This window comes from Paenibacillus pasadenensis (assembly GCF_023715725.1).
In the GTDB taxonomy this organism is placed as follows: domain Bacteria; phylum Bacillota; class Bacilli; order Paenibacillales; family Paenibacillaceae; genus Paenibacillus_O; species Paenibacillus_O pasadenensis_A.
Genome location: NZ_JAMBOT010000001.1, coordinates 453,222 through 475,750, shown reverse-complemented (window position 1 = coordinate 475,750; position 22,529 = coordinate 453,222). Strand labels below are relative to the sequence as shown.

17 protein-coding genes are annotated in these 22,529 nt (G+C 56.3%); 14 read left to right on the top strand and 3 right to left on the bottom strand.

Annotated elements, in window-relative coordinates; translation table 11 throughout:
* Positions 1-7 precede the first annotated feature (7 nt).
* The gene (locus M3223_RS02195) at positions 8-919 is read left to right on the top strand and encodes a selenium metabolism-associated LysR family transcriptional regulator (protein ID WP_251559787.1); all 912 of its coding nucleotides are present in this window, start codon (positions 8-10) and stop codon (positions 917-919) included.
* Positions 910-1,770: a PHP domain-containing protein gene (locus tag M3223_RS02190; protein ID WP_251558494.1), complete on the top strand. Its 861-nt coding sequence runs from the start codon at positions 910-912 to the stop codon at positions 1,768-1,770. Before M3223_RS02195 ends, M3223_RS02190 begins: the two co-directional genes overlap by 10 nt.
* A 78-nt stretch (positions 1,771-1,848) precedes the next feature.
* Here the strand turns inward: M3223_RS02190 and M3223_RS02185 are convergent, their stop codons facing one another.
* Positions 1,849-3,687 carry an Rqc2 family fibronectin-binding protein gene (locus M3223_RS02185; protein WP_251558493.1) on the bottom strand — a complete coding sequence of 613 codons (1,839 nt, stop codon included), beginning with the start codon at positions 3,685-3,687 and terminating at the stop codon, positions 1,849-1,851.
* 253 nt (positions 3,688-3,940) lie between these two features.
* Between M3223_RS02185 and M3223_RS02180 the strand changes: the two genes are divergently transcribed.
* Together M3223_RS02180 and dapF are read left to right on the top strand one after the other, a co-directional pair.
* Positions 3,941-6,745, top strand: coding sequence for a calcium-translocating P-type ATPase, SERCA-type (locus M3223_RS02180; RefSeq protein WP_251558492.1), 2,805 nt, complete (start codon positions 3,941-3,943; stop codon positions 6,743-6,745).
* 188 nt (positions 6,746-6,933) lie between these two features.
* The gene (gene dapF / locus M3223_RS02175; protein WP_251558489.1) at positions 6,934-7,767 is read left to right on the top strand and encodes a diaminopimelate epimerase; all 834 of its coding nucleotides are present in this window, start codon (positions 6,934-6,936) and stop codon (positions 7,765-7,767) included.
* A 79-nt stretch (positions 7,768-7,846) separates the two neighbouring features.
* Here dapF and M3223_RS02170 read toward each other — a convergent pair whose 3' ends face one another.
* A complete protein-coding gene (locus tag M3223_RS02170) occupies positions 7,847-8,629 on the bottom strand; it encodes an ABC transporter ATP-binding protein (RefSeq protein WP_251558487.1) in 783 nt (260 codons plus the stop codon).
* A 2-nt stretch (positions 8,630-8,631) separates the two neighbouring features.
* Positions 8,632-9,741, bottom strand: a complete 1,110-nt coding sequence (locus M3223_RS02165; RefSeq protein WP_251558485.1) for a FecCD family ABC transporter permease — start codon at positions 9,739-9,741, stop codon at positions 8,632-8,634.
* Positions 9,742-10,077: 336 nt separating this feature from the next.
* Between M3223_RS02165 and M3223_RS02160 the strand changes: the two genes are divergently transcribed.
* The 10 genes from M3223_RS02160 (at position 10,078) to M3223_RS02115 (ending at position 22,472) form a co-directional block, all read left to right on the top strand.
* On the top strand, positions 10,078-11,148 hold the full coding sequence (locus M3223_RS02160) for an ABC transporter substrate-binding protein (protein WP_251558483.1): 1,071 nt from the start codon (positions 10,078-10,080) through the stop codon (positions 11,146-11,148).
* A gap of 1,120 nt (positions 11,149-12,268) precedes the next feature.
* Positions 12,269-12,529: an extracellular matrix/biofilm regulator RemA gene (gene remA / locus M3223_RS02155; RefSeq protein ID WP_006036475.1), complete on the top strand. Its 261-nt coding sequence runs from the start codon at positions 12,269-12,271 to the stop codon at positions 12,527-12,529.
* Between the two features lie 14 nt (positions 12,530-12,543).
* Positions 12,544-13,164, top strand: a complete 621-nt coding sequence (gene gmk / locus M3223_RS02150; RefSeq protein ID WP_251558481.1) for a guanylate kinase — start codon at positions 12,544-12,546, stop codon at positions 13,162-13,164.
* A gap of 16 nt (positions 13,165-13,180) precedes the next feature.
* Positions 13,181-13,384, top strand: a complete 204-nt coding sequence (rpoZ, locus tag M3223_RS02145) for a DNA-directed RNA polymerase subunit omega (protein WP_251558479.1) — start codon at positions 13,181-13,183, stop codon at positions 13,382-13,384.
* Between the two features lie 159 nt (positions 13,385-13,543).
* A complete protein-coding gene (coaBC, locus tag M3223_RS02140; protein ID WP_251558477.1) occupies positions 13,544-14,764 on the top strand; it encodes a bifunctional phosphopantothenoylcysteine decarboxylase/phosphopantothenate--cysteine ligase CoaBC in 1,221 nt (406 codons plus the stop codon).
* Positions 14,761-17,292: a primosomal protein N' gene (priA, locus tag M3223_RS02135; RefSeq protein ID WP_251558474.1), complete on the top strand. Its 2,532-nt coding sequence runs from the start codon at positions 14,761-14,763 to the stop codon at positions 17,290-17,292. Before coaBC ends, priA begins: the two co-directional genes overlap by 4 nt.
* 125 nt (positions 17,293-17,417) lie before the next feature.
* On the top strand, positions 17,418-17,909 hold the full coding sequence (def, locus tag M3223_RS02130) for a peptide deformylase (RefSeq protein WP_251558472.1): 492 nt from the start codon (positions 17,418-17,420) through the stop codon (positions 17,907-17,909).
* 5 nt (positions 17,910-17,914) lie between these two features.
* A complete protein-coding gene (fmt, locus tag M3223_RS02125; RefSeq protein ID WP_251558470.1) occupies positions 17,915-18,922 on the top strand; it encodes a methionyl-tRNA formyltransferase in 1,008 nt (335 codons plus the stop codon).
* Entirely contained in the window at positions 18,919-20,463 is a 1,545-nt protein-coding gene (gene rsmB / locus M3223_RS02120) for a 16S rRNA (cytosine(967)-C(5))-methyltransferase RsmB (protein WP_251558468.1), read from the top strand. The genes fmt and rsmB overlap by 4 nt, the downstream gene beginning before the upstream one ends.
* 179 nt (positions 20,464-20,642) lie before the next feature.
* On the top strand, positions 20,643-22,472 hold the full coding sequence (locus tag M3223_RS02115) for an LTA synthase family protein (protein ID WP_251558467.1): 1,830 nt from the start codon (positions 20,643-20,645) through the stop codon (positions 22,470-22,472).
* The last annotated feature ends 57 nt before the right edge of the window (positions 22,473-22,529 follow it).

Here is a 22,529-nt window from a genome sequence, read left to right as displayed (position 1 = left end):
GAATGCGGTGGCGCTTAATTTTCATCAGCTTCATATTTTTTACACCGTTGCCGAAAAAGGCAGCTTCTCGGCTGCAGCTCAGGCGCTGCATATGACACAGCCGGCTGTTACGATGCAGGTGCAGTCGCTGGAGGATTATTTGGGCACCAAGCTGCTGCTTCGTTCCACGAAGCGTATCGAGCTGACGGATGCCGGGAGCGTTCTTATTCCATATGCGAAGCGAAGCATAGATTTGATCAAGGATGCGGATGCGGCCATGAGCCGCTATGCAAGCGGTTTGAAAGGGCGGCTGCAGCTCGGGGCAAGCTTGACGATTGGCGAATATATTTTGCCGAGATTGCTCGGACCGTTTAACAAAGAGCATCCTGACATTTCGATACGGATGAAAGTCATGAACACGACGCAAATTATTGACCATATCCAGAATCATCAGATTGATTTTGGACTGGTGGAGGCTCCCGTCACCCATCCGGAGCTGCAGACGGAGTCGGTGCTTAGCGATGAGCTCCAGCTTATTGTCGGAAGAAAACATCCTTTGGCGGGCAGAGGAGAAGTACAGCTGGAGGAGGCGATCGGCTATCCGCTCGTGCTTCGCGAGGAAGGTTCCGGCACCCGTCAAGTGATGGAGGATCAGCTGGTATTAAAATCAATCAATCCGTCCGATCTCGACATCGTGATGGAACTGGGCAGCACTGGCGCCGTCAAATCCGCTGTAGAAGCGGGAGTAGGGATGTCCTTTGTTTCCGCTTCTTCCATCAAGCATGAGCTGTCGCTCGGCCTGCTGGAGACAGTTCGCATAACGGATGCGGATTTCAGCCGTTCGTTTTATTCCATCTACTTGAAGTCTGCGCTGCTGCCGCTGCCTGCCGTGTCGTTTCTGAATTTTTTGCGGGGGAGAGACTTGAACCAATGGCTGTAATTCCGGCTGATCTTCATCTGCATACAACCGCCTCCGACGGAGTGGATTCTCCCTCCGAGGTCGTTCGGCTCGCGGCAGCCAAAGGGCTTTCAGTTATTGCGATTACCGATCACGATACGATGGACGGGGTAGCGGAAGCGGTGCTGGAAGGCAAAAAGCTCAGCCTGCTGGTCATTCCCGGCATTGAGCTGAGCACGGCAAGCGGCGGGAAGGACATTCATGTGCTTGGTTATGGCATGGATGCAGCGGACAACCGCTGGCAGGAGCGGCTTCGCCTGCAGGGGAGCGTCCGCGAGCGCCGTAATGCGGCGATGCTGGAACGGCTCGCGTCGCTCGGCATCCCGCTTCAGCTGGAAGAGGTCGAGGCTGCTGCGCTTGCGGCAGGGGGCTCGCCGTCCAGTCTTGGCCGGCCGCATGTGGCGGCAGCGCTTGTTGCAAGGGGAGCCGCTGCGAGCATTCGCGACGCCTTCGACCGTTATTTGGGCGAAGGGGCACCGGCTTATGTAAGCCAGCCGCGAATTACGCCGGAGGAAGGCATCGAATGGATTATCGAGGCTGGAGGAGTGCCGGTGCTTGCGCATCCCGGGCTGTACGGATGGGACGAGCTCGCGGAACGTTTGGCTGCGGGCGGGAGGCTGCAAGGGATTGAAGCTCGGCATTCCGATCATACCGTAGAGCAGGAGCGCGGCTATGCTGAGCTTGCGGAGCGGTATGGACTGCTCGTTACCGGAGGCTCGGACTATCACGGCCGCCGGGGAAGCGAGCTGCATCACGGCGATGTCGGCGCCAGAACGGCTGACGCTGCTCCATTGCTGGAACGGCTGGCTGCAAGCGGCCGGGAAGTGCGATAAGTTGTAAAAGAAGAGGCTGTATCGCAAGGTCCTCGATGACCTTGCGATACAGCCTCTTTGTTTTGCTCCGACTCTAGATCAGCTCTTAATCTCAGAAGGCAAACTTTTGATCCGATCCTCGTCCGGCGTAATAAACACCGTCTTCTGGCGGTCGTAAATGACAAACCCCGGCTTGGCCCCGCTCGGTTTATGCACATGGCGAATCAGCGTATGATCCACAGGCACCATGCTGGAGCCGCTGGCCTGGCTGTAATGGGCGGCAAGCATCGCCGCTTCCTCCAGCGTAGCATCCCCGAACTGCTGGGAGCGGATGACGACATGCGAGCCCGGAATATCCTTTGTATGCAGCCAAGTATCGCCGGACGCGGCGAGCCTGTTGGTCAGGTACTCGTTTTGCGTATTGTTTTTGCCAACATAGATCGGGATCCCCTCCGAGGAGGTATAACAGAGAAGCGCCGGTTTAGTCGGCTTTTTGCGCTTCGCTCCGCGTTTCACGCGCGCTCTCAGATATCCGCCTGCGACAAGCTCGTCGCGAATCTCCTCCACGTCCTGGATGGAGGCGGAGCCGAGCTGCTGCAGCAAGGAGTCGAGATAGCGGATTTCCTCGCGGGCAAGCTCCATCTGCTCCAGCACCGCTCCGGTGCTGTTGCGGGCTTTTGTATAACGGCGGAAATAACGCTGCGCGTTTTCGGACGGGCTAAGCTGCGGGTCAAGCTCAATCGCAACGGTTGTCCCGTTTTCATCATAATAGTTGACGACCTCGACGGACCGGTCCCCTTTTTGGAAAGAGTGCATATAGGTCGTCAGCAGCTCGCCTAAAATGCGATACTTCTCCGCTTCCTTCGCTTCCTCCAGCGTGGCTGCTTGTTTGTCCAGCTTTTTGGCGTTTTTGGCGCGCTCGTTGTTCAGGAACTGCAGCATGTCGGAGACGCGCTGTTTAACGGTGTCGCGGCTCGCCTTATCCCCGTAGAATGCCTCCAGGCATTCGCTGATCGTGCTGTAAACACGAGTCTCTCCAGGAGCATGTGTCAGCGGAGTAACGGAAAACAATGCTTTTCCATCCGGCTTTTCCACGATGTTCGGTTCGTAGTCATGATCTCTGGCAGCGTTTATAAAGGAATCAAATACCGGCCATAACCGCTCTAAAGCAGCTTCGTTCTCGAGCAAAGCCGCATGAGCGTCCGGCTGTCCCGAGCCGTTATTAGAACGGAAAAGCAGCTCCTTAGCAAGCAGCGGGCTAAAGCCGCTGAATCCGGCGACAAGCTGTTTATCCGGCGGAGCTGCAGCTGCTGTCTCGGCTTCTTCCAAATTAAGTGTATCGTCAGAGCCGTCGCCAGCAGGCTGCTGTTTGCTTTTTGGCTGCATAACTGTCAAAAAATCAGCCTCGGTTGCCGTCTCCAGCGGGTTGCTCTTGCCCTGCTCAGGGGGCGAGGTATACCGCGATCCGGGCATGACGATCCGGTAGCTGCTGATCGACGGCGTCACATGATGAATGCCGTCATGGATGGTGCCGTTCGCCGTATCGGCCAAAATAATGTTGCTATGCCGTCCCATCAGCTCGACGATAATCGTTTTGAGCGACAGGTCGCCGAGCTCATCCCGCTGGCGGATCTCGATATGAATAATCCGTTCCATGCCGATCTGGCGGATGGATTCGATCTGGCCGCCCTCGCAATATTTGCGGAGCAGCATGCAGAACATCGGCGGCTCCATCGGGTTCTGGTAGCTCAGCTCGGTAAAATGCACGCGCGGGTAGGTCGGATTTGCCGACAGCAGCAGCCGTCTGCCTCCTCCAGAACCCCGGGTTTGAAGCACTAAATCATGCGGTGAAGGCTGATGAATTTTATGAATGCGGTTGCCGACGAGCTGTTGAAGCTCGTGGACGACAGCGCGCGTTACGAATCCGTCCAATGCCATAGGTCTAATAATCTCCTTCTGCAAGCGTGCGAAAATCCGCGGGGCCGCCGCAAGAGGCCGGAAGCCCCGCAGCTGACAAATGATGGCCTGCGTTCCAAGTGTACCACACCGGAACGGGCGGAGGCATCTCGGCTGACGGTCATAATACTCGCCAGGGACAAGGGATAATTCGAGGATTGTCCTCATATAGTGTCCTAGAGCCTGGCGGATGCTGGCGGCAGCATTCGTGCGACGCGGGAGGGAGAAGAGTCGAATGGAAAACACGAATTGGCATCGGCTGTCGGAGGAAGAGCTGCTGTCGCAGCTTGGCAGCTCGCCGGAAAGCGGTCTGGCTCCGGAGGAGGCGGAAAGGCGCCTGGCGGAGCATGGCCGCAACGAGCTGACTGAGGGCGAGAAGCTCTCGCCGGTTAAGCTTTTCCTGAATCAGTTCAAGGACTTTATGGTGCTGGTGCTGATCGGCGCAACGCTCATTTCCGGTCTGCTCGGCGAGTTTCTGGATGCGATTACGATTATTGCCATTATTATCATCAACGCCGTGCTCGGCTTTATTCAGGAGTTCCGGGCGGAGCGTTCGCTGCGGGCGCTCAAGGAGCTGTCCGCGCCGCTCGCCAATGTGTTAAGGGGCGGGACGGCAGAGGCCGTTCCGGCAAGCGACCTTGTCCCGGGAGATATTATTCAGCTGCAGAGCGGGGACCGCATTCCGGCAGACATCCGTTTTTTGGCGGCGAACAGCTGTCAGGCGGAGGAGTCGGCGTTAACCGGTGAGTCCGTGCCGGTATCCAAACATGCAAACGTGATTGAAGAAGAGGATATTCCGCTTGGCGACCGGAAAAACATGGGTTTTATGGGCACGATGCTGACCGGCGGCACCGGCAAAGGCGTTGTCGTACGAACGGGCATGGGCACGGAAATGGGCAAAATCGCTGATCTCATCCAGCAGACGGAGGAAATGGAAACGCCGCTGCAGCGCCGGCTGGAGCAGCTCGGCAAAATATTAATCGTCGTTGCTCTGTTCCTGACGGTTATGGTCGTCGTTGCGGGCATCCTGCATGGACAGCCGACTTACGGCATGTTCCTGGCGGGAGTGAGCTTGGCTGTTGCAGCCATACCTGAAGGCTTGCCGGCAATCGTTACGGTCGCTTTGGCACTCGGCGTGCAGCGCATGATCAAGCGGAAAGCGATCATTCGCAAGCTGCCGTCCGTTGAGACGCTTGGCTGCGCGTCCGTCATCTGCTCCGACAAAACCGGTACGCTGACGCAAAATAAAATGACCGTGACGCGAGTATGGACGGGCAGCCGCCAGCTTGAGGTGACCGGCGAAGGATATTCGCCGCAAGGCGGCTGTTTCGACGGCAGTAAGGCGGTTGAGGCGAAAGACGATTCCTCGCTGCGCCGATTGCTGCAAGTTGCCGCGCTTTGCAATAACGCTGCGCTTGTCCGGGCAGCTGACGGCCGGAACGAGGGGGGAGCGCAGCCAAGCGCCGCTGCGGAGCCGCAGGAGGCATGGCAGCTCAAAGGCGATCCGACGGAAGGCGCGCTCGTTGTATTGGCCGCCAAAATGGGATTGACTGCCGGTTCGCTGGAAGGGCTGTACCGCCGTGAACAGGAGTTCCCGTTTGACTCCGAGCGCAAGCGCATGTCGGTCGTCGTCTCCCATCAAGGCGGCAGGATTGTCTGTGTGAAGGGCGCGCCGGATATGCTGCTCGAGCGCTGCGCCTATATTTTATGGGAAGGGAAAGTGGTCCCGTTCACGGCTACTCTGCGCGCAAAAGTACAGCAGGCTCAGGAGGGCATGGCCCATTCGGCGCTGCGTGTGCTGGGGCTTGCCTACCGCGACTTGAAGGCGCACGATAGCTGTGCGACGGCGGACGAGGCGGAATGCCAGCTTGTTTTCGCCGGGTTAACCGGCATGATTGATCCGCCGCGCCGTGAAGTGCAGGGAGCGATTATGACCTGCCGCCGCGCGGGCATCAAAACGGTTATGATTACGGGCGACCATCAGCTGACGGCGGAAGCGATCGCAGGCCAGCTCGGCATTATGCCGCGCGGCGGATTGTCGATCAGCGGGCGGGAGCTTGCTGCCATGTCGGATGACGAGCTGGATAAAGTTGTGGACAACATCTATGTTTACGCACGTGTTTCCCCGGAGCACAAGCTGCGGATCGTCAAATCGCTGCAGCGCCAAGGACATGTGGTGGCAATGACCGGCGACGGCGTCAACGACGCTCCGGCGATCAAAGCGGCCGATATCGGCATTGCCATGGGAATCACCGGCACCGACGTGTCCAAAGAGGCGTCCTCGCTCGTGCTGAGCGACGATAATTTCTCCAGCATTGTGTCCGCAATTGAGGAAGGACGCAACATTTACGAAAATATCCGCAAGTTTATCCGTTACTTGCTGGCCTCCAACGTCGGTGAAATTTTGACCATGTTCCTGGCCATGATGGCCGGTCTGCCGCTGCCGCTGCTGCCGATCCAGATTTTGTGGGTCAATCTCGTCACGGACGGATTGCCGGCGATGGCGCTCGGCGTTGACCAGGCCGAGAATGATCTGATGACCCAGAAGCCGCGGCCGGCTCGGGAGAGCATTTTTGCCCGGAGGCTTGGCTGGAAAATCATTAGCCGCGGCGTGCTGATCGGCGTCTGTACGCTCGGCGCGTTCTGGATTACGCTGAAAAGCGCCCCGGCAGGCGCGCAGGGACTCGCGCTTGCCCAAACGGTTGCATTTGTCACCCTTGTTATGGCGCAGCTGATTCATGTGTTCGACTGCCGCAGCTCGCGCTCCATTTTTCACCGAAATATTTTGCAGAACAAATATTTAGTGCTGGCCGTTCTCTCTTCGCTCGTTCTCATGCTTGCGGTGCTGTACGTGCCTGCGCTACAGCCAATCTTCAAAACGGTGTCGATCGGCCTGCGCGAATGGTGCCTCGTCCTTGTGGCGGCTGGAATCCCAACGTTCATTATGGGCATCGGAAGTGTGTTCGGTTCTTCCAAAAAGCGCGGGACAAAATCCCGCATCAGCTACACAAGCGGAGGAAGCCAGCCTACTCTGCGTTAAAATCAAATCCCTGTTTCAAGCCTTCCGGTCCGCCGCCGGAAGGCTTTTTGCTGTAGAGAACCAATCATGACGATAAGTGCAAATCTTCATCCGATTTGGGAATAGCCTTTGGCAAACGCATCGGCTATGCTAATCAGGTAGCGCGAGAAAGACAGAACATTTTATGAAAGCAAGGAGTGCACATAGAGATGGAATTTACAAAAATGAATGGGCTTGGCAACGACTTTATCGTCGTGTACGGGGAAAAGGACTTGCCGGCTGGCGTGGACAAGCTAGCGGTAGACTTGTGCAACCGTTATTTCGGCATCGGAGCCGACGGACTGGTTTATATTTTGCCTTCGGAGCGCGCGGATTTCCGCATGCGCATTATCAATTCCGACGGCTCCGAGGCGGAGCAATGCGGGAACGCAATCCGCTGCGTAGCCAAGTACGTGTTCGACAACGGACATACGGATAAACAATCGTTGACGATTGAAACGCTTGGCGCAGGCGTGCAGCAGGTGGAGCTGACGGTTGAGGGCGGCAAGGCGGCGTTCATTCGCGTCGATATGGGCGAGCCGATTTTGCAAGGGCTGCAGGTGCCGACGACCGTTGACGCTGAGCGCGTCATCGCCCACCCTATTGAGGTGGACGGCCGTGAATTCCTTTTTACGGCGGTATCCATGGGCAATCCGCATGCCGTCATCTATGTCGATGACGCCGCAGGCTTTGATCTGGCTGCATGGGGGCCGAAGCTGGAAACCCATCCGATGTTCCCGCGCAAAACAAACGTAGAGTTTGTAACTGTGAACAGCCGCTCGCAAGCGGATATGCGCGTATGGGAGCGCGGCGCAGGCCCGACGCTGGCCTGCGGCACCGGAGCCTGCGCAACGGTCGTTTCCTCCGTGCTGAACGGGCTCACCGATCGCAAAGCGACCGTTTCGCTTAAAGGCGGCGATCTGCATATCGAGTGGAACGAAGAGGACAATCATGTGTACATGACGGGACCGGCTGCGGAAGTTTTCCGGGGCAAGCTGATCTAGAATGTAGAAAAAAGGCGGCGCTTGGGAGAAAATCCCTCGCGCCGCCTTTTTTCATTTCGCACTAATGATTCGATAAACGCTAAAACAGACTTGCAACCTGCCCCGTCCGATAGGCGATGCTCAGTTCCCCGGTGATGGGGTTGTCGTACAACTCGCAATCGACTTCATACACGCTGGCAATGAGCGATTTGCTTAATACCTGGCGGGGAGGGCCTTCGGCCATAACCTCGCCTTTTTTGAGCACATACAGATGAGTGCAATACTGGGCGGCAAGCGACAAGTCGTGCAAAGCGGCCAACACTCCGATGCCGAGCGAGCGGACAATGCTTAATATTTGCAGCTGATATTTAATGTCCAAATGGTTGGTCGGCTCGTCCAGCACAAGAAAGCGCGGCTCTTGAGCCAGTGCGCGGGCTAAAATGACACGCTGCTTTTCGCCCCCGGACAGAGAAAGGTAGCTGCGGTCTGCATACGAAAGCATGTCGACCTTTCTCATTGCTTCTTCCGCGATGCTGCGATCCGCGTCGTTGTCGGTATCCAGCAGTTTTTTATGCGGCGTCCGGCCCATCATGACCATTTCCCGCACCGTAAAATCAAAGCTCAACTCATTGAATTGGCCGACTACGGCCATTGATTTGGCGATTTTTTTGGGACTGGAGCCCAGCACGTCGGTTCCGCCGAGCGTCACCGCGCCCTCGCTGGGGCTAATCGCTTTGTAAATGCTTTTAAGCAGCGTGGACTTGCCGCAGCCGTTCGGGCCGAGTAAACCGACAAACTGCCCTTCTTTTACCTGCAATGAAATCCGGTTCACGATCTGGCTGCGGCCGATGGAAACGGAAAGTCCTTTTACATCCAATTCCATGGTTATTTCCCTCCGAAATCGTATCCTTTTTTAATCAGCATGTACATGAACAGCGGCGCGCCAATTAAGGCAGTCAAAATACCGATTGGCAGCTCTGTTTTGGGAATAATCGTCCTGGCCAGCACATCGGTCCAAATGAGGAACAGTCCGCCTGCCCAAAGGGAAATCGGCAGCAGTCTGCGATGGTCCGAGCCGACGAGCGCCCGTACGATATGGGGAATAATCAGTCCGACAAACCCGATCATTCCGCACGCGGACACAAGAACGCCTGTGAGCAGCGCAGTCAGAATGAGATATCCTCTGCGATACAGATTCAGGTTGACGCCAAGCGTGACGGCCGTTTCTTCCCCGAGCAGCATCGTGTTCAAAATCCGGGCTTGAAAAAGGAACAGCAGGCTGGCTGGAATTACGGCCGCGATGACAAGAGGGAGCATATCCCATCTCGCTGCAGCCAGGCTGCCCATCGTCCAGAACGTAATGGAACGGATGCCCTGCGCATTGTCAGCAAAATAGATCAGAAAATTCGAGAAGGCGCTGCACAGGGCGTTAATGACCATGCCGGCGAGCACAAGCTTGGCGGATGACATTTTGCCGCCTAACCCGGCGAGGGCAAGCACAAGCAGCGAGGCTCCAAAAGCGCCGGCAAAAGCCCAAAAAGCAAGGCCGAGCTGTCCAAAAATGCCGGCGAAGCTAAAGCCGATTAATATTGAAAAGGTTGCACCGAGCGTTGCGCCGGACGAAATCCCAAGGATGTAAGGATCGGCAAGCGGGTTCTGTACAGCGGCCTGCATCACGGTTCCGCAGAGAGTAAGTCCAGCTCCGACAAGCAGAGCGAGCAGGACGCGCGGGAAGCGGATGGTCCAAATAATATTGGCGCCAGGGCCTTGCATGAAGTCGGTATTCCCGTCCAGCGTTATTCCTGTCAGCTGGTAGAGCAGAATACGGAGGGATTGGCTCAGGGGGATTTCCACCTGTCCGAGCGAAACCGCGATTCCGATCGAAAGAATGGTTATCGCAAGCAAACCTAGCTGCAGTCCGATAAAACCCGATGTTCCGAGCTTTGGACGCAGGGCGGAGCCAGGCGTTAAGCCGGACGATTGGGGACGAGACATGAGATCAGACCTTTCTTTTGTTGGTAGCGGCATGGTGTTGGAAAATAAGATCAGCCTCTAGAATAAATGAGATTGATTCTCATCGTCAACAAAAATATGTTCAATTGTTATTCATAATCTAAGGTTATAAATCGCTAGTTTACACATAAAGGAAGGCGTTCCTTATCTGATTAACATGAAAAATTTGATTTGATAGGGCAGTGAAATAATTATTGACAAGCTGATTAGTTACGACGATAATGAGAATCGTTCTCAAACAACTAGAATGCTGCATTCCAGTGTTGGCAGGTTAGCCGATCGGGTTGCAAACTATCGAAAGAGGGGTCTTTTACAATCATGCATCCGAAAAAAATCCGTTTCTCCGCACTTTTATGTTTTGTTCTTTTGCTTTTGACGGCCGTGCTGTCCGCCTGTTCCGGCAGCGGAAACGGCAATGGAAATACGAATTCTTCCCAGCCGGAGGCTTCGCCAGCGGCAACTGCTCCGCCATCTGAGGGAGCGTCCGGGGCGACGACTTACCCTCTTACCATTGAAAACTATACGATGAATGGAGAAGAAGGAGCATTTGCGGCCAAAGAGCAGGTGTTCGAAAAAGCTCCGGAGCGTGTTGTCGTCAACACCCAGCCTATCGCTGAAATGCTCATTAAGCTGGGCCTTACGGACAAAATGGTAGGCGTAGCTGCACTGTACGGTGAGCTGGACCCTGAAGTTAAGGACGAGTTTGCAAAAATTCCTGTTTTGTCCAAGGAATATGTGAGCAAGGAGCCGGTTGTAGGCGCCAATCCGGATTTGGTTATGGGACGCTCGGATCTGTTTGCTGACGCGGATTGGGGAGTAGGTACCGTAGAAGGCTTGAACGAGCTCGGCATCCGTACCTTCATTAACAGCACAAGCCTTAAAGGGGCTACAGTGGAAAGCCTGTATAAAGATATTGAGCAAATCGGACAAATTTTCGATGTGCAGGATAAAGCTGCTGCGCATATTGAAAAGCTGAAAGGCCAAGTTGAGACGCTGAAAAGCGAATTTGTCGGCAAAGGCAAGGAGCAGACGTTTGCTTTTGTATCCGAGGACGGCGGCATTAAATTCTACAGCGGCATCAATGATACGTTCCAAAACGAGGCTCTTGGCTGGATTGGCCTGAAAAACGGCTTCAGCGATATCGAGGGCTCTAATGTAAGCACGGAGGAAGTCGTTTCCCGTAATCCAGATGTTCTCCTGATGTCCTACTATACAGGCGCACCAGATCCGCAAAAAACGATTGATGCTATCTATGCCGATCCGGCGCTGAAAGATATCAATGCCGTAAAAAACAAAAAAGTGTATGTTATTGATTTTAACGCGTATTGGGGTTATGGCGACCAAATTTTCAATGCTATCGAGAAGCTTGGCAAAGAATTGAACGCCTAGTCTGCTGTGTTCAGTAAGGATGCTCTGCGAGCTCCCGCCTGTTATGGGCGGGGGCTTTTTGTTTTCTGGATATGGTAGATGGTAGCGTGCGGTCAAGAATTTTGAAACGCTTTTGAAGCGAGCCCGTATTGCACTACAATTTACCAGTTTAGGCTAAAGGGCCGTCGCCTGAAGAGAAGGCGTCTCGGGCCGATGCAGGTAGTTGCTGTAGTTGGTTTTGACTGAAACTGTTTGGTAGCAATAGTTGGTTGTACTAGATGGCGGCGGTGCCTGATGGTGGTTTATCCACTAATGTTGGCTTTATTGCTAATGTTGATCTTATCAACTGTTGGTGGTTGCTGATTTTATGTTTGTGGCGTTAGTTTCACTGCTGTCGGTAGCTGCTTAATTTGGTTTTTTTGCTGCTGGATTTCTCTGTTGCTGGTGGAAGCTGTTACTTGGAAATGTCTGCTGCAAGTTTTAACGCAACTGAGAAGGCTTAATTGATGTAAAAACCGCGTTTTTAAAATGTAACGCAACTGAGACATCTTATTAGGCACTTTTAGTGCTAAAAAGCCTTCATTATCCGTAAATAGCGCGTCTCAGTTGCGTTAAAAGTCAGTACAAGCCATTTTCGACCGAATAGCGCGTCTCAGTTGCGTTAGATGCCGAAGAACTGTAGAGCACTTCATTTAAAAGAAGCAATCGGTTAAATTGCTTTTCATTGAAAAGCAGCAAGCTGATGCAGCTCTCGAATTTCCTACGCATACGTGCACAGTCTAGTCGACGGCGAAGCCGTATTGCTCTTCATTCTAGAGCAGCAAGCAAGCTGATGCAGCTCTCGAATTTCCTTCGCATACGTACACCGTCTGGTCGACGGCGAAGCCGTATTGCTCGAGATTTCGCATTGTTACTTGTTCGTTTGACGATTATCGATTAGAATAAGTACACGAATGCCCGCCCACCGGTTGTAGAGGCGAGCTTAAACAAGTCGCTTGTCAACAGCCCGAAGCGGCGGCCAAGCGTTTGGGCCGCGTGAAATGTGTCAACAATAGTTGCAATGGTTCTGCCCATTGCCAGATGATGGACCCGGCCAGAGGAGTCCGATTCTGTTCCATATCGTCCGGAGGGAGAACCTGACATGGCTATCAAGCTTATCAATATTGGCTTCGGGAACATCGTATCGGCGAACCGGATCATTTCGATCGTAAGCCCCGAATCGGCTCCGATCAAAAGGATTATCCAGGAAGCGCGGGATCGCCACATGCTGATTGATGCGACTTACGGAAGACGCACGCGCGCCGTTATCATTACGGACAGCGATCATGTCATCCTGTCGGCTGTTCAACCGGAGACGGTAGCACACCGGCTGTCCGCAAAAGATGACGATCACGACGAATAATAGCGGGGAGTATTATGAATAAGGGATTATTGATTGTTTTATCCGGCCCGTCGGGTGTCGGCAAAGGCACGGTTTGTTCCATGCTTCGGCATAAAATGCCCGAGCTGGTTTATTCCGTATCGGCAACGACACGCCTGCCCAGACAGGGCGAGACAGACGGCATCAACTACTTCTTCAAATCCCGCGAGCAGTTCCAGGACATGATTGCGCGGGGTGCGATGCTGGAACACGCCGAGTACGTAGGCAACTACTACGGCACTCCAAGGGATTTTGTCGAGCAGACGATCAACAGCGGCAAGGACATCATTCTTGAGATTGAAGTCCAGGGCGCACTGAAGGTCAAGGAGACTTTTCCGCAAGGCGTATTCATTTTTCTCATGCCGCCGTCGCTTGATGTGCTCAAACAGCGCATAACGGGACGCGGTACCGAGAGCCAAGACATTATCGATTCCCGCATGACGGTCGCAGCGGAAGAGATTAATCTGATCCGCTACTACGACTATGCGGTTGTCAACGATGAGATCGATGCGGCCTGTCATCGTATTCAAAGTATTGTAACAGCGGAGCACTGTCGCAAGGAACGATATCTGGCAAGCCTCGCAGAAAGTATGCAGACCGCATCCGAAAAAGCCTGAACGGAGTGATTGACCTATGTTGTACCCTTCTATTGATGAAATGATGACCAAGGTCGACAGCAAGTATTCTCTGGTAGTAGCAGCAAGCCGCCGGGCGCGTTCGCTGCGCGACGGAGAAAAAAGCGAGCTGCGCGGCGCAAAATCCCATAAGCAGGTCGGGGTTGCACTGGAAGAAATTTATCACGATCTGTTGCAGGTGGAGCAGCGTAACGAAGACTAGATGTTGCCCATATGACCTTCAGCCGGCTTGCGGGGCAAGACCGGCTTTTAAACCGGCTGATTGGGGCAGCCTCATACAAATTGGATGTAACAACCCTTGCGGTTGTTATTTTTTTATTATTCAACTGCTAAGGTATTCAGATAGAGAGGAGAAACGGTCATGCTACATGGCAAAACGATTCTGCTCGGAGTCACCGGAGGCATTGCGGCTTTTAAAGCGGCGTCCTTATGCAGCAAGCTGGTACAGCAAGGGGCTGAGGTTCATGTCATTATGACGGAATCCGCCGCCCGCTTCATTACACCTCTAACGATGCAGACGCTTTCGCGTCATCATGTGCATTTGGATACGTTTGACGAAAAAGATCCGGCCGTTGTCACGCATATCAATTTGGCTGACCGTGCCGATCTTGTGCTGCTTGCACCCGCGACGGCAAACACGCTTGCTAAGCTTGCACACGGGCTGGCGGACGATATGCTGAGCACAACGCTGCTTGCTGCGACTGCGCCGATTATTGCTGCGCCAGCTATGAATGTGCATATGTACGAGCATCCTGCGACCGTGGCGAACATGGAGCTGCTCGGACGAAGAGGCGTCCGTTTCATCGATCCCGGAACGGGGCAGCTTGCATGCGGTTATGTTGCTAAGGGGCGGTTGGCCGAGCCGGAAGAGATCGTGGAGGCGGTTGGACGTTTTTTTGCTTCGCAGACGCTGCTGCAGGGCAAACGGGTTGTTGTTACGGCGGGAGGCACGATGGAGCGTTTTGATCCAGTCCGTTATTTGACAAACGACAGCTCCGGCAAAATGGGCTTTGCCATAGCGGAAGCCGCCCGAGACATGGGAGCTTCGGTAACGCTAATTGCTGCCCGCACGTCCGCGCCTGCTCCCGGAGGAATGGAGCTGGTGCGCGTGGAGTCGGGGGAGCAGATGCTGGACGAGGCGCTGTCCCGGTACGAGGGGGCGGACATTGTCGTGAAAGCAGCCGCCGTAGCGGATTACAGGCCGATCGTGCGCCATGAGACCAAGCTAAAAAAAACCGGCGACACGCTCGTGATGGAGCTGGAGAAAACAACGGACATTTTAGCCGAGCTTGGCCGCCGTAAAAAGGGACAGTTTCTGGTCGGCTTTGCTGCGGAGACGGACCGCGTGGACGAGCATGCGATGGGTAAGCTGCAGCGTAAAAACAGCGATTTGATTGTCGCCAATGACGTTACGATGGAAGGTGCGGGCTTTAACGTCGATACGAACTCGGTTCGTATCTTCGACCGTAACGGGCTGGTCGAGGCGCTTCCCGTCCTGAGCAAACGAGAAACGGCCGAACGGCTCATGCGGCTGATTGCGGATCGTCTTCCGCGGCGAACCGGAACTGAGGCTTCGCTGTGATTGCGAGCGTCATTGTTGATGTTCCGAGCCGCAGCACAGATCGTCCATTCAGCTACTTAGTTCCCCGCGATATGCAGGCGTGGATCGAACCCGGCAGCAGAGTCGGCGTGCCGTTTGGCGGAAGAACGCTGCAGGGCTTTGTTGTCAGCCTTTCAGCTGAACCTCCCTTGGAAGGGCCGACCAAGCTGAAGCCGATTCAAGAGCTGCTGGACCCGCTGCCGCCGCTGCTGCCTGATTTGGTGGAGCTGGCAAGGTGGATTAGTGAAAAGTATTGCTGTACCTGGACGGCTGCGCTGCAGGCAATGGTGCCGGCCGCGATAAAAGGCAAAGCGGAGCGTTATATTCGTTTGGCGGACGAACCTGGTCAAAGCACGGGACTGGAGCAAGCGGCGTTAAGGCTAACGGACGACGCGGGAGCGGAAAATTTAGAGCTTCCCGAGGGGCTGATTAAGGAGCTTGCTCGGTCGGAAGCGCTGAGGCTGGAATTGCTGCAGCAGCGGTATCCGGAGGCTGGGGCGGCGATCAAGCGAGCTCTCGCATCGGGACTGCTGATTGAAGAGACGTCGATCCGCGACCGTTTGTCGGTTCGGACGCTGCTTACCGTTTACCCGCCGCAGGACAGGCAAGCGGCTGAAGCCGCGCTGAATGCGCTGCCTGCGCGCGCTGCAAGGCAGCGGGAGCTGCTGCAGTATGTGCTGCAGCTGGCGGAGCCGATCACGCTGCAGGCGCTGTTGGCCGACACGGGAGCCAGCGCCTCCGCTGCAAAAGCTCTGGCGGAAAAGGGATATATCCTCATCGAGGAAGCCGAACAGCAGCGCGACCCCTATGCGGGCCGTGACTTCCAGCGGTCAGAGCCGCTGCCGCTGACGGCGGCCCAGCGGGATGTTTTTGTTCGCATTCGGGATGCGGTGGAGGCCGGGGCTCCGGCGACTTTTCTGCTGCATGGCGTTACCGGAAGCGGGAAAACGGAAATTTACATGCAATCGATTCAACGAGCGCTTGAGCTTGGCCGTGAGGCGGTTGTGCTCGTGCCAGAAATATCGCTGACGCCGCAGATGGTAGAGCGGTTTAAAGGCCGTTTCGGCGATGAGGTCGCCGTGCTGCACAGCCGCTTGTCCAATGGCGAGCGTTATGATGAATGGCGCCGCATCCGGCGCGGCGGGGCCAAGGTGGCAATTGGCGCGCGATCAGCGGTGTTTGCCCCTTTTGCCCAGCTTGGCCTCATTATTATCGATGAGGAGCACGAGTCGAGCTACAAGCAAGAGGAGACGCCGAAGTACCACGCCCGTGAGGTTGCGGTGCAGAGGGCCCGCCAGCATGGAGCGGTCGTTGTGCTCGGCTCGGCGACGCCTTCCCTTGAAACCTACGCGGCGGCATCCCGCGGCGGCTCCGGCAGCGGAGCGCTGCTTTCGCTGGCGGAACGGGTCGGAGCGAAGGCGCTGCCGCCAGTTACGATTACCGACATGCGCGACGAGCTGAAAAGCGGCAACCGGTCTATGTTCAGCCGGGCTTTGCATGAAGCGCTGCAAGCACGGCTGGAGCGCGGCGAGCAGTCCGTGCTGCTGCTGAACCGCCGCGGATACTCCACGTTTGTCATTTGCCGCTCTTGCGGTTATACCGCTCAATGTCCGCATTGCGACATCTCGCTCACCTACCACCAGAAGACCAGAGCGATGCGCTGCCATTACTGCGGGCATGCGGAAATCGCGCCGCAAACGTGTCCTTCCTGCTCCAGCGAGCAGATCCGTTATTTCGGAGCGGGCACGCAGAAGGTCGAGGAGGAGCTGGCGAAGCTATTTCCAGGCATTCGGGTCATCCGCATGGATGTGGATACGACGAGCGAAAAAAACGCGCATGAAAAGTGGCTGAAGCTGTTCGGAGAGCGCAAGGCGGACGTGCTGCTCGGCACGCAGATGGTCGCTAAAGGGCTCGATTTTCCCTATGTGACGCTAGTTGGCGTCATTGCGGCGGATACCTCGCTCAACCTGCCGGATTTCCGGGCGGGCGAACGCACGTTTCAATTGCTGACGCAGGTAGCCGGACGCGCGGGAAGGCATCATTTGCCCGGCGAGGTTGTCATTCAGACCTATAATCCGGACCACTATGCGGTAACCGCCTCGCAGCAGCATGATTATGAAGGGTTTGTACAGGAAGAAATGAAGCACCGGCGAATTATGGGTTATCCCCCGTTTTGCCGGCTCATTCTTGTAACGATGTCTCATGAGCAGCTGGCGAGCCTGTCTGCGACAAGCGACCGTTTTGCCCGCAAGCTGCGCGAGCTGGCCTCCCAGAGAGGCGTCCTGCAGCCGCTGCACGGCAGCAGCGAGCGGGCGCTGGAGCTGCTTGGACCGGTAGCTTCGCCAATCTCGCGCATCAAGGACCGTTACCGCTTCCAGTGCATGGTTAAATATCGCGGAGCGGTTCCGGCTTCCGCGCTCGTATCGGAGGCGATCCGGCTGACGGAAGGCGAAGCCCCTCGATCGGGCGTACTGTTCAGCGTGGACGTTGATCCGCAAATGATTTTATAATAATTTTGCAGGCTGGGGAATTACGTTTATTGCGATTCGGCCTTATCCGTTTACGATTCTGTTATTCATTCGCCGTCCGATGGAGTTCGGCGATTGCGACTACATTCAAGGAAGGTGCTTTTTTAATGGCAATCCGTATCATCGTACAAAATCCCGATCCCGTGCTTCGCGAGGTCGCAAAGGAAGTAACCAAGTTTAACTCTAATCTTCACAAGCTGCTCAAGGATATGGCGGAAACGATGTACGATGCGGAGGGCGTTGGTCTCGCAGCACCGCAGGTTGGCATCTCCAAACGGGTCATCGTGGTGGATATCGGGGATGAGCGCGGATTGATTGAAATGGTCAACCCGGAAATTATCGAGCGCGACGGCGAGCAGTTTGGGCCGGAGGGCTGTCTCAGCATTCAGAATCTGAACGGCGACGTGCGCCGTGCGGAAAAAGTTCGTGTCCGCGGCCAAAACCGCGACGGCGAGTTTTTCGAGGTTGAGGCGGAAGGGTTCCTGGCCCGCGCGTTTCAGCATGAGGTGGATCATCTGAACGGCATTCTGTTTATCGATTTGGCCGAGGAGCTTTACGACGGCTCCGCCCGCGACCGCCGGAACGACGACGGGGAGTGAAGGTAATGCGTATTGTTTTTATGGGAACGCCCGAGTTTGCGGTTCCTTCGCTGCATTGGCTGATGAGCGAGGAAGCGCGCAGCCTTGGTTGTGAAGTAGTCGGCGTTGTGTCGCAGCCCGACCGTCCAAAAGGCCGCAAAAAAGAGCTGGCGCCGACGCCGGTAAAAGCGGCAGCGCTGGAATACGGGCTGCCGGTGCTGCAGCCGGAGCGGATGCGCCGTCCGGAAGCGGTCGAGGAGCTGAAGCTGCTCGGGCCTGAGCTGATCGTTACGGCAGCTTACGGTCAGATTTTGCCGCGCGACGTGCTGGAAATTCCGAAGCTGGGCTGCATTAACGTGCATGGCTCGCTGCTGCCGAAATACCGGGGCGGAGCGCCGATCCAGCGCTCGATTATGAACGGCGAGCCGGTAACCGGCGTGACGATTATGTACATGGCGGAAGGTCTCGATACCGGCGATATGATTAGCCGCGTCGAGGTTCCGATTACCGATGCCGATGATTCCGGCACGATGTTCGATAAGTTAAGCGAAGCCGGAGCGAAGCTGCTGGCGGAGACGCTGCCCGAGCTGCTTGAAGGACGCGCGCGGCGCGTGCCGCAGCAGGAAGAGGAGGCGACTTATGCGCCGAATCTGACTCGCGAGGACGAGCGGCTGGACTGGTCCCGCAGCGCGCGGGAGCTGTTCAATCAGGTGAGGGGCTTGTCGCCGATGAGCGGCGGGTTCACACTGCTCGGCGGCGAGCCGTTCAAGGTGCGCGTGTGCGCAGCCGAGGACGGGCAAGCGCCAGCGGGCGCGGCGCCGGGGCAGGTGCTGGATGCCGGAGCTGACGGCATCCGCGTGGCTACCGGCAGCGGCGTATTGCGGCTGCTGGACATTCAGCCGGCCGGCAAGCGGGCGATGCCCGCTGCCGAATGGCTGAAGGGTGCCCGGCTGCAAGCGGGCACCGTGTTTGGCGCGCCGGCGGCTGAGGCCGGCGCGGAAGGCCCGGCCGCCGGGCAAGGCGGCGGCCGATGAGCGGCCGCCGCGAGCCGGGCGCAGCCGGCGCCGGCAAAGGCGCTGCCGGCCGGCCGGGCATGGCCGGCGGCACGCAAAGCCGCCGGGGCGGCGCAGCCGGCGGCAAAGACGCCGCGCGCGGGCGCACCGCCGGAGCGGGCGCGCCGAAGGCGCGGCAGCCGCGCAGCGCGCGCGAGCTCGCGCTGGATGCGCTCGTCCGCGTTGACCGCGACGGCGCCTACAGCAACCTGCAGCTGAACGCAGCGCTGCAGGAATCGGGCCTGTCGCGCGCTGATGCCGGGCTCGCGACCGAGCTTGTATACGGCACGCTGCAGCGGCGGCTGACGTTGGATTACTGGCTGCAGCAGTTTATCGCCAAAGGCTTTGCCAAGCTGGAGCCATGGGTGCTGTCGCTGCTGCGCATGAGCCTGTACCAGCTCGTTTACCTCGACCGCGTGCCTCCGCATGCCGCGGTAAACGAAGCGGTAACGATTGGCCGGCGGCGCGGGCATGCCGGAATTTCGGGCATGCTGAACGGCGTGCTGCGCAATGCCGTGCGGCAGCTGCCGCAGCTCAAAGCGGAAACGTTCGGCGGCGAGAAAAACGACGTCCGCCGCCTGTCGCTCCGCCATTCGTATCCGGAGTGGATCACCGAGCGGTGGGTCGCTGATTATGGCGTCGAGACGGCGGAGTTGATGATGGCTGCCGGCAATGAGCCGCCTCGCAGCAGCCTGCGCGTCAACCGGCTGCGGATAAGCCCTGAGCAGGCGCTTCTGCAGCTGGAGCAGGCCGGATTCCATGCCAGTCTGTCCGAAGCCGCGCCTTGGGCGGGCGTAGTTGTCGCTCGCGGCGGCAATCTGACCGCTACCGACGGTTACACCGAAGGGCTGTGGTCGATTCAGGATGAAAGCTCGATGATCGTTGCGGCGGCCGCGAATCCCCGCCCGGGCTTCCGCGTGCTGGACTGCTGCGCAGCTCCGGGCGGCAAATCGGCCCATATGGCGGAGCTTATGGACGGACATGGCGAAATTATCGCCAACGACCTGCATCCGCATAAACGCGCGCTCATCGAGAGCCAGGCGGCCCGGCTTGGGCTTGACGTCATAAAAGCAGTTTCCGGCGACGCCGCGGAGCTGCCGGAGCATTTTGCCCATGCGTCCTTTGACCTTGTGCTGCTGGACGCTCCCTGCTCTGGACTTGGCGTTATCCGCCGCAAGCCGGAAATCAAGTGGACCAAAACGCCGGACGATATTGTCGCGATTGCGGCTATTCAGGAAAAGCTGCTGGACGCCGCAGCTTTGCTGGTCAAGCCGGGCGGTACGCTGTTGTACAGCACCTGCACCATAGCCGGTGAAGAAAACGCCGGTCAGATTGATGCTTTCCTGTCCCGCAATCCGGAGTTCGCGCCGGATCCGGAAGGATGGCCTGCCGAGGTGCTGGCGCCGCTGCAAGCGGCGGGAGCTGCCGCGGACGGCAGCGGGCATTTCGGCGGCACGCTGCAGCTGCTGCCGCATCATTTTGGCAGCGACGGCTTTTACATCGCGCGTCTGAAGCGCCGCTAACGGTCCCGTGGCTGCTCCTTCTCCTGACCGCAACAATCGTTAAAGCCGCAGGCCCAGCGCCTGCGGCTTTTTCTCCATGCATCCCTTCAAACTTATGGAAATAACCTCTCTTTATTGGCGATAGCGCGCAGAATATATTAAACTATTGAAAACGACTTGCAACTAGGAGTGGATGCAATTTGTCCAATAAGCTGCGCCCGGGCGTTAAACATGGATCGGCGTTGCTGGGCCTGTACCTGTTAGGCATGCTTCTGCATTTTTATATTCAAGCGTCGGCTCTCGGCTTTAAAGTCCAGTCTGCCTGGGGCTGGGTGATTAATCAGCCGCCGATGTTTTTCTGGGGAAGCACCTTCTTTTTTTTCATGCTTTGCGGAGCGGTAGCTTTATTCCGCAATATTTACGCAGCAGCTCTTATCATATCAATTGTAACGGCGCTTACCGGCGTCGCCGTGTTTCAAAAGATGAAGGCGACCGGACTGCCTCTGTTCCCTTGGGATTTGCTGCAGCTCAAAAACGCCTCGGAAATGCTGTCCATGACGCAGGGGATGTTCTCGCCGCTTGTCATCATTTTGACGCTGCTGGTCCTGTCAGGCCTCGGCTATCTCATGTTTAAGCTGCCGAAGCTGCGTTTTCCGCTGGTGCTGCGCATCGTTCTGGCTGTATGCTCCATTTCCGCCGTGGCGCTGTTCGCTCAGGTTGCGGAAGGCAAATATCCCGCGCTTTTGGAAAAGCTGAGCTATCAAAATATTTTTTGGGACCAGAAGGCCAACTATAAGTACAACGGCTTTGTGCTCGCCTTTGCCTCCAATCTGAACAAACAGCTGATTGAGGAGCCGGAGGGCTACGGCAAAAAAGCGGTGCAGGAAATTGCCGAACGTTACGGTTCCCTGCCGGATGGACCAGCGGCCGCTTCGCCGGAAGAGACGCCGAATATCATTTATGTAATGAATGAGGCATTCTTTGATGTGACGCGGCTGACGGACTATAAGCTCAGCGAGGATCCGCTTCCGTTTGTGCACGAATCCCAGAAACAGCGGCCCTCGGGTTATGTGCTTTCACCGGAATTTGGCGGCAGCACCGCCAATGTGGAATTTGAGGCGCTCACGGGCTTGTCGATGTCGCTCTTATTCGACGGTTCGGTTCCTTTTCAGCAGAATTTGACCAAACAGACCGATATGCCGTCGATCGTCAGCATTTTGAAGGATAGAGGGTATGAGGCGCTGGCGGTGCATCCGTATGATAAAAGCTTTTACAGCCGCAATAAGGTATATCCGATGCTTGGTTTTGAGAATTTCACCGGGCAAGACGAGATGAAAAACCGGGATTGGCTCGGCTCCCGCAGTTATCTTTCCGATATGTCGGCCATGAAGGAAGCGGTCGAGCAGGTGAAGGAAGCGGAAACCGGCAAGCCCGTATTCATGCATCTGGTGACGATGCAGAATCATTTTCCGTACACGAACAAAGAGATACACGGAGGAAACAACATTTCGGCGGAGGGCGTCAATCCTGAATTCAAGGATCAGGTGGAAACATATGCCCAAGGAATCAAATACACGGATGATGCGCTCTCCTATTTGAACGATGCGATTCAGCAGCTGGAGCGGCCGACGCTCGTTTTGCTGTGGGGCGACCATCTGCCGGGCCTGCCGAACAAAATCTATGCTGAAGCGGGCTGGACGGACGAACGGCTCCGCCATGAAACGCCGCTGCTGCTGCTCGCCAATTACGACATTGGCAGCAAGCCGCTCGGCACGATCAGCCCCTCCTTCCTCGGTCCGACCGCGCTGAATTATGCAGGGCTGTCACTGCCTCCTTTTTATAAAATGCTGGAAGCAGTGAGGAATCAGCTGCCCGGCGTTAGCAAAAAGGTGATGCTGAATCAGAGCGGTACGACCGACGAGGCTTCCTTGACGGACGCCCAGAAGCAGCTGCTCAACGATTACCGGATGATTCAATACGATCTCATGGAGGGCGAGGGTTACTCCAAGGAGCTGCTTTTTACCAAATAGAGAATTAGCTTTTTTTTGCAGAATGGGCCGGAAGTTCGCTTCCGGCTTTTTATTTTG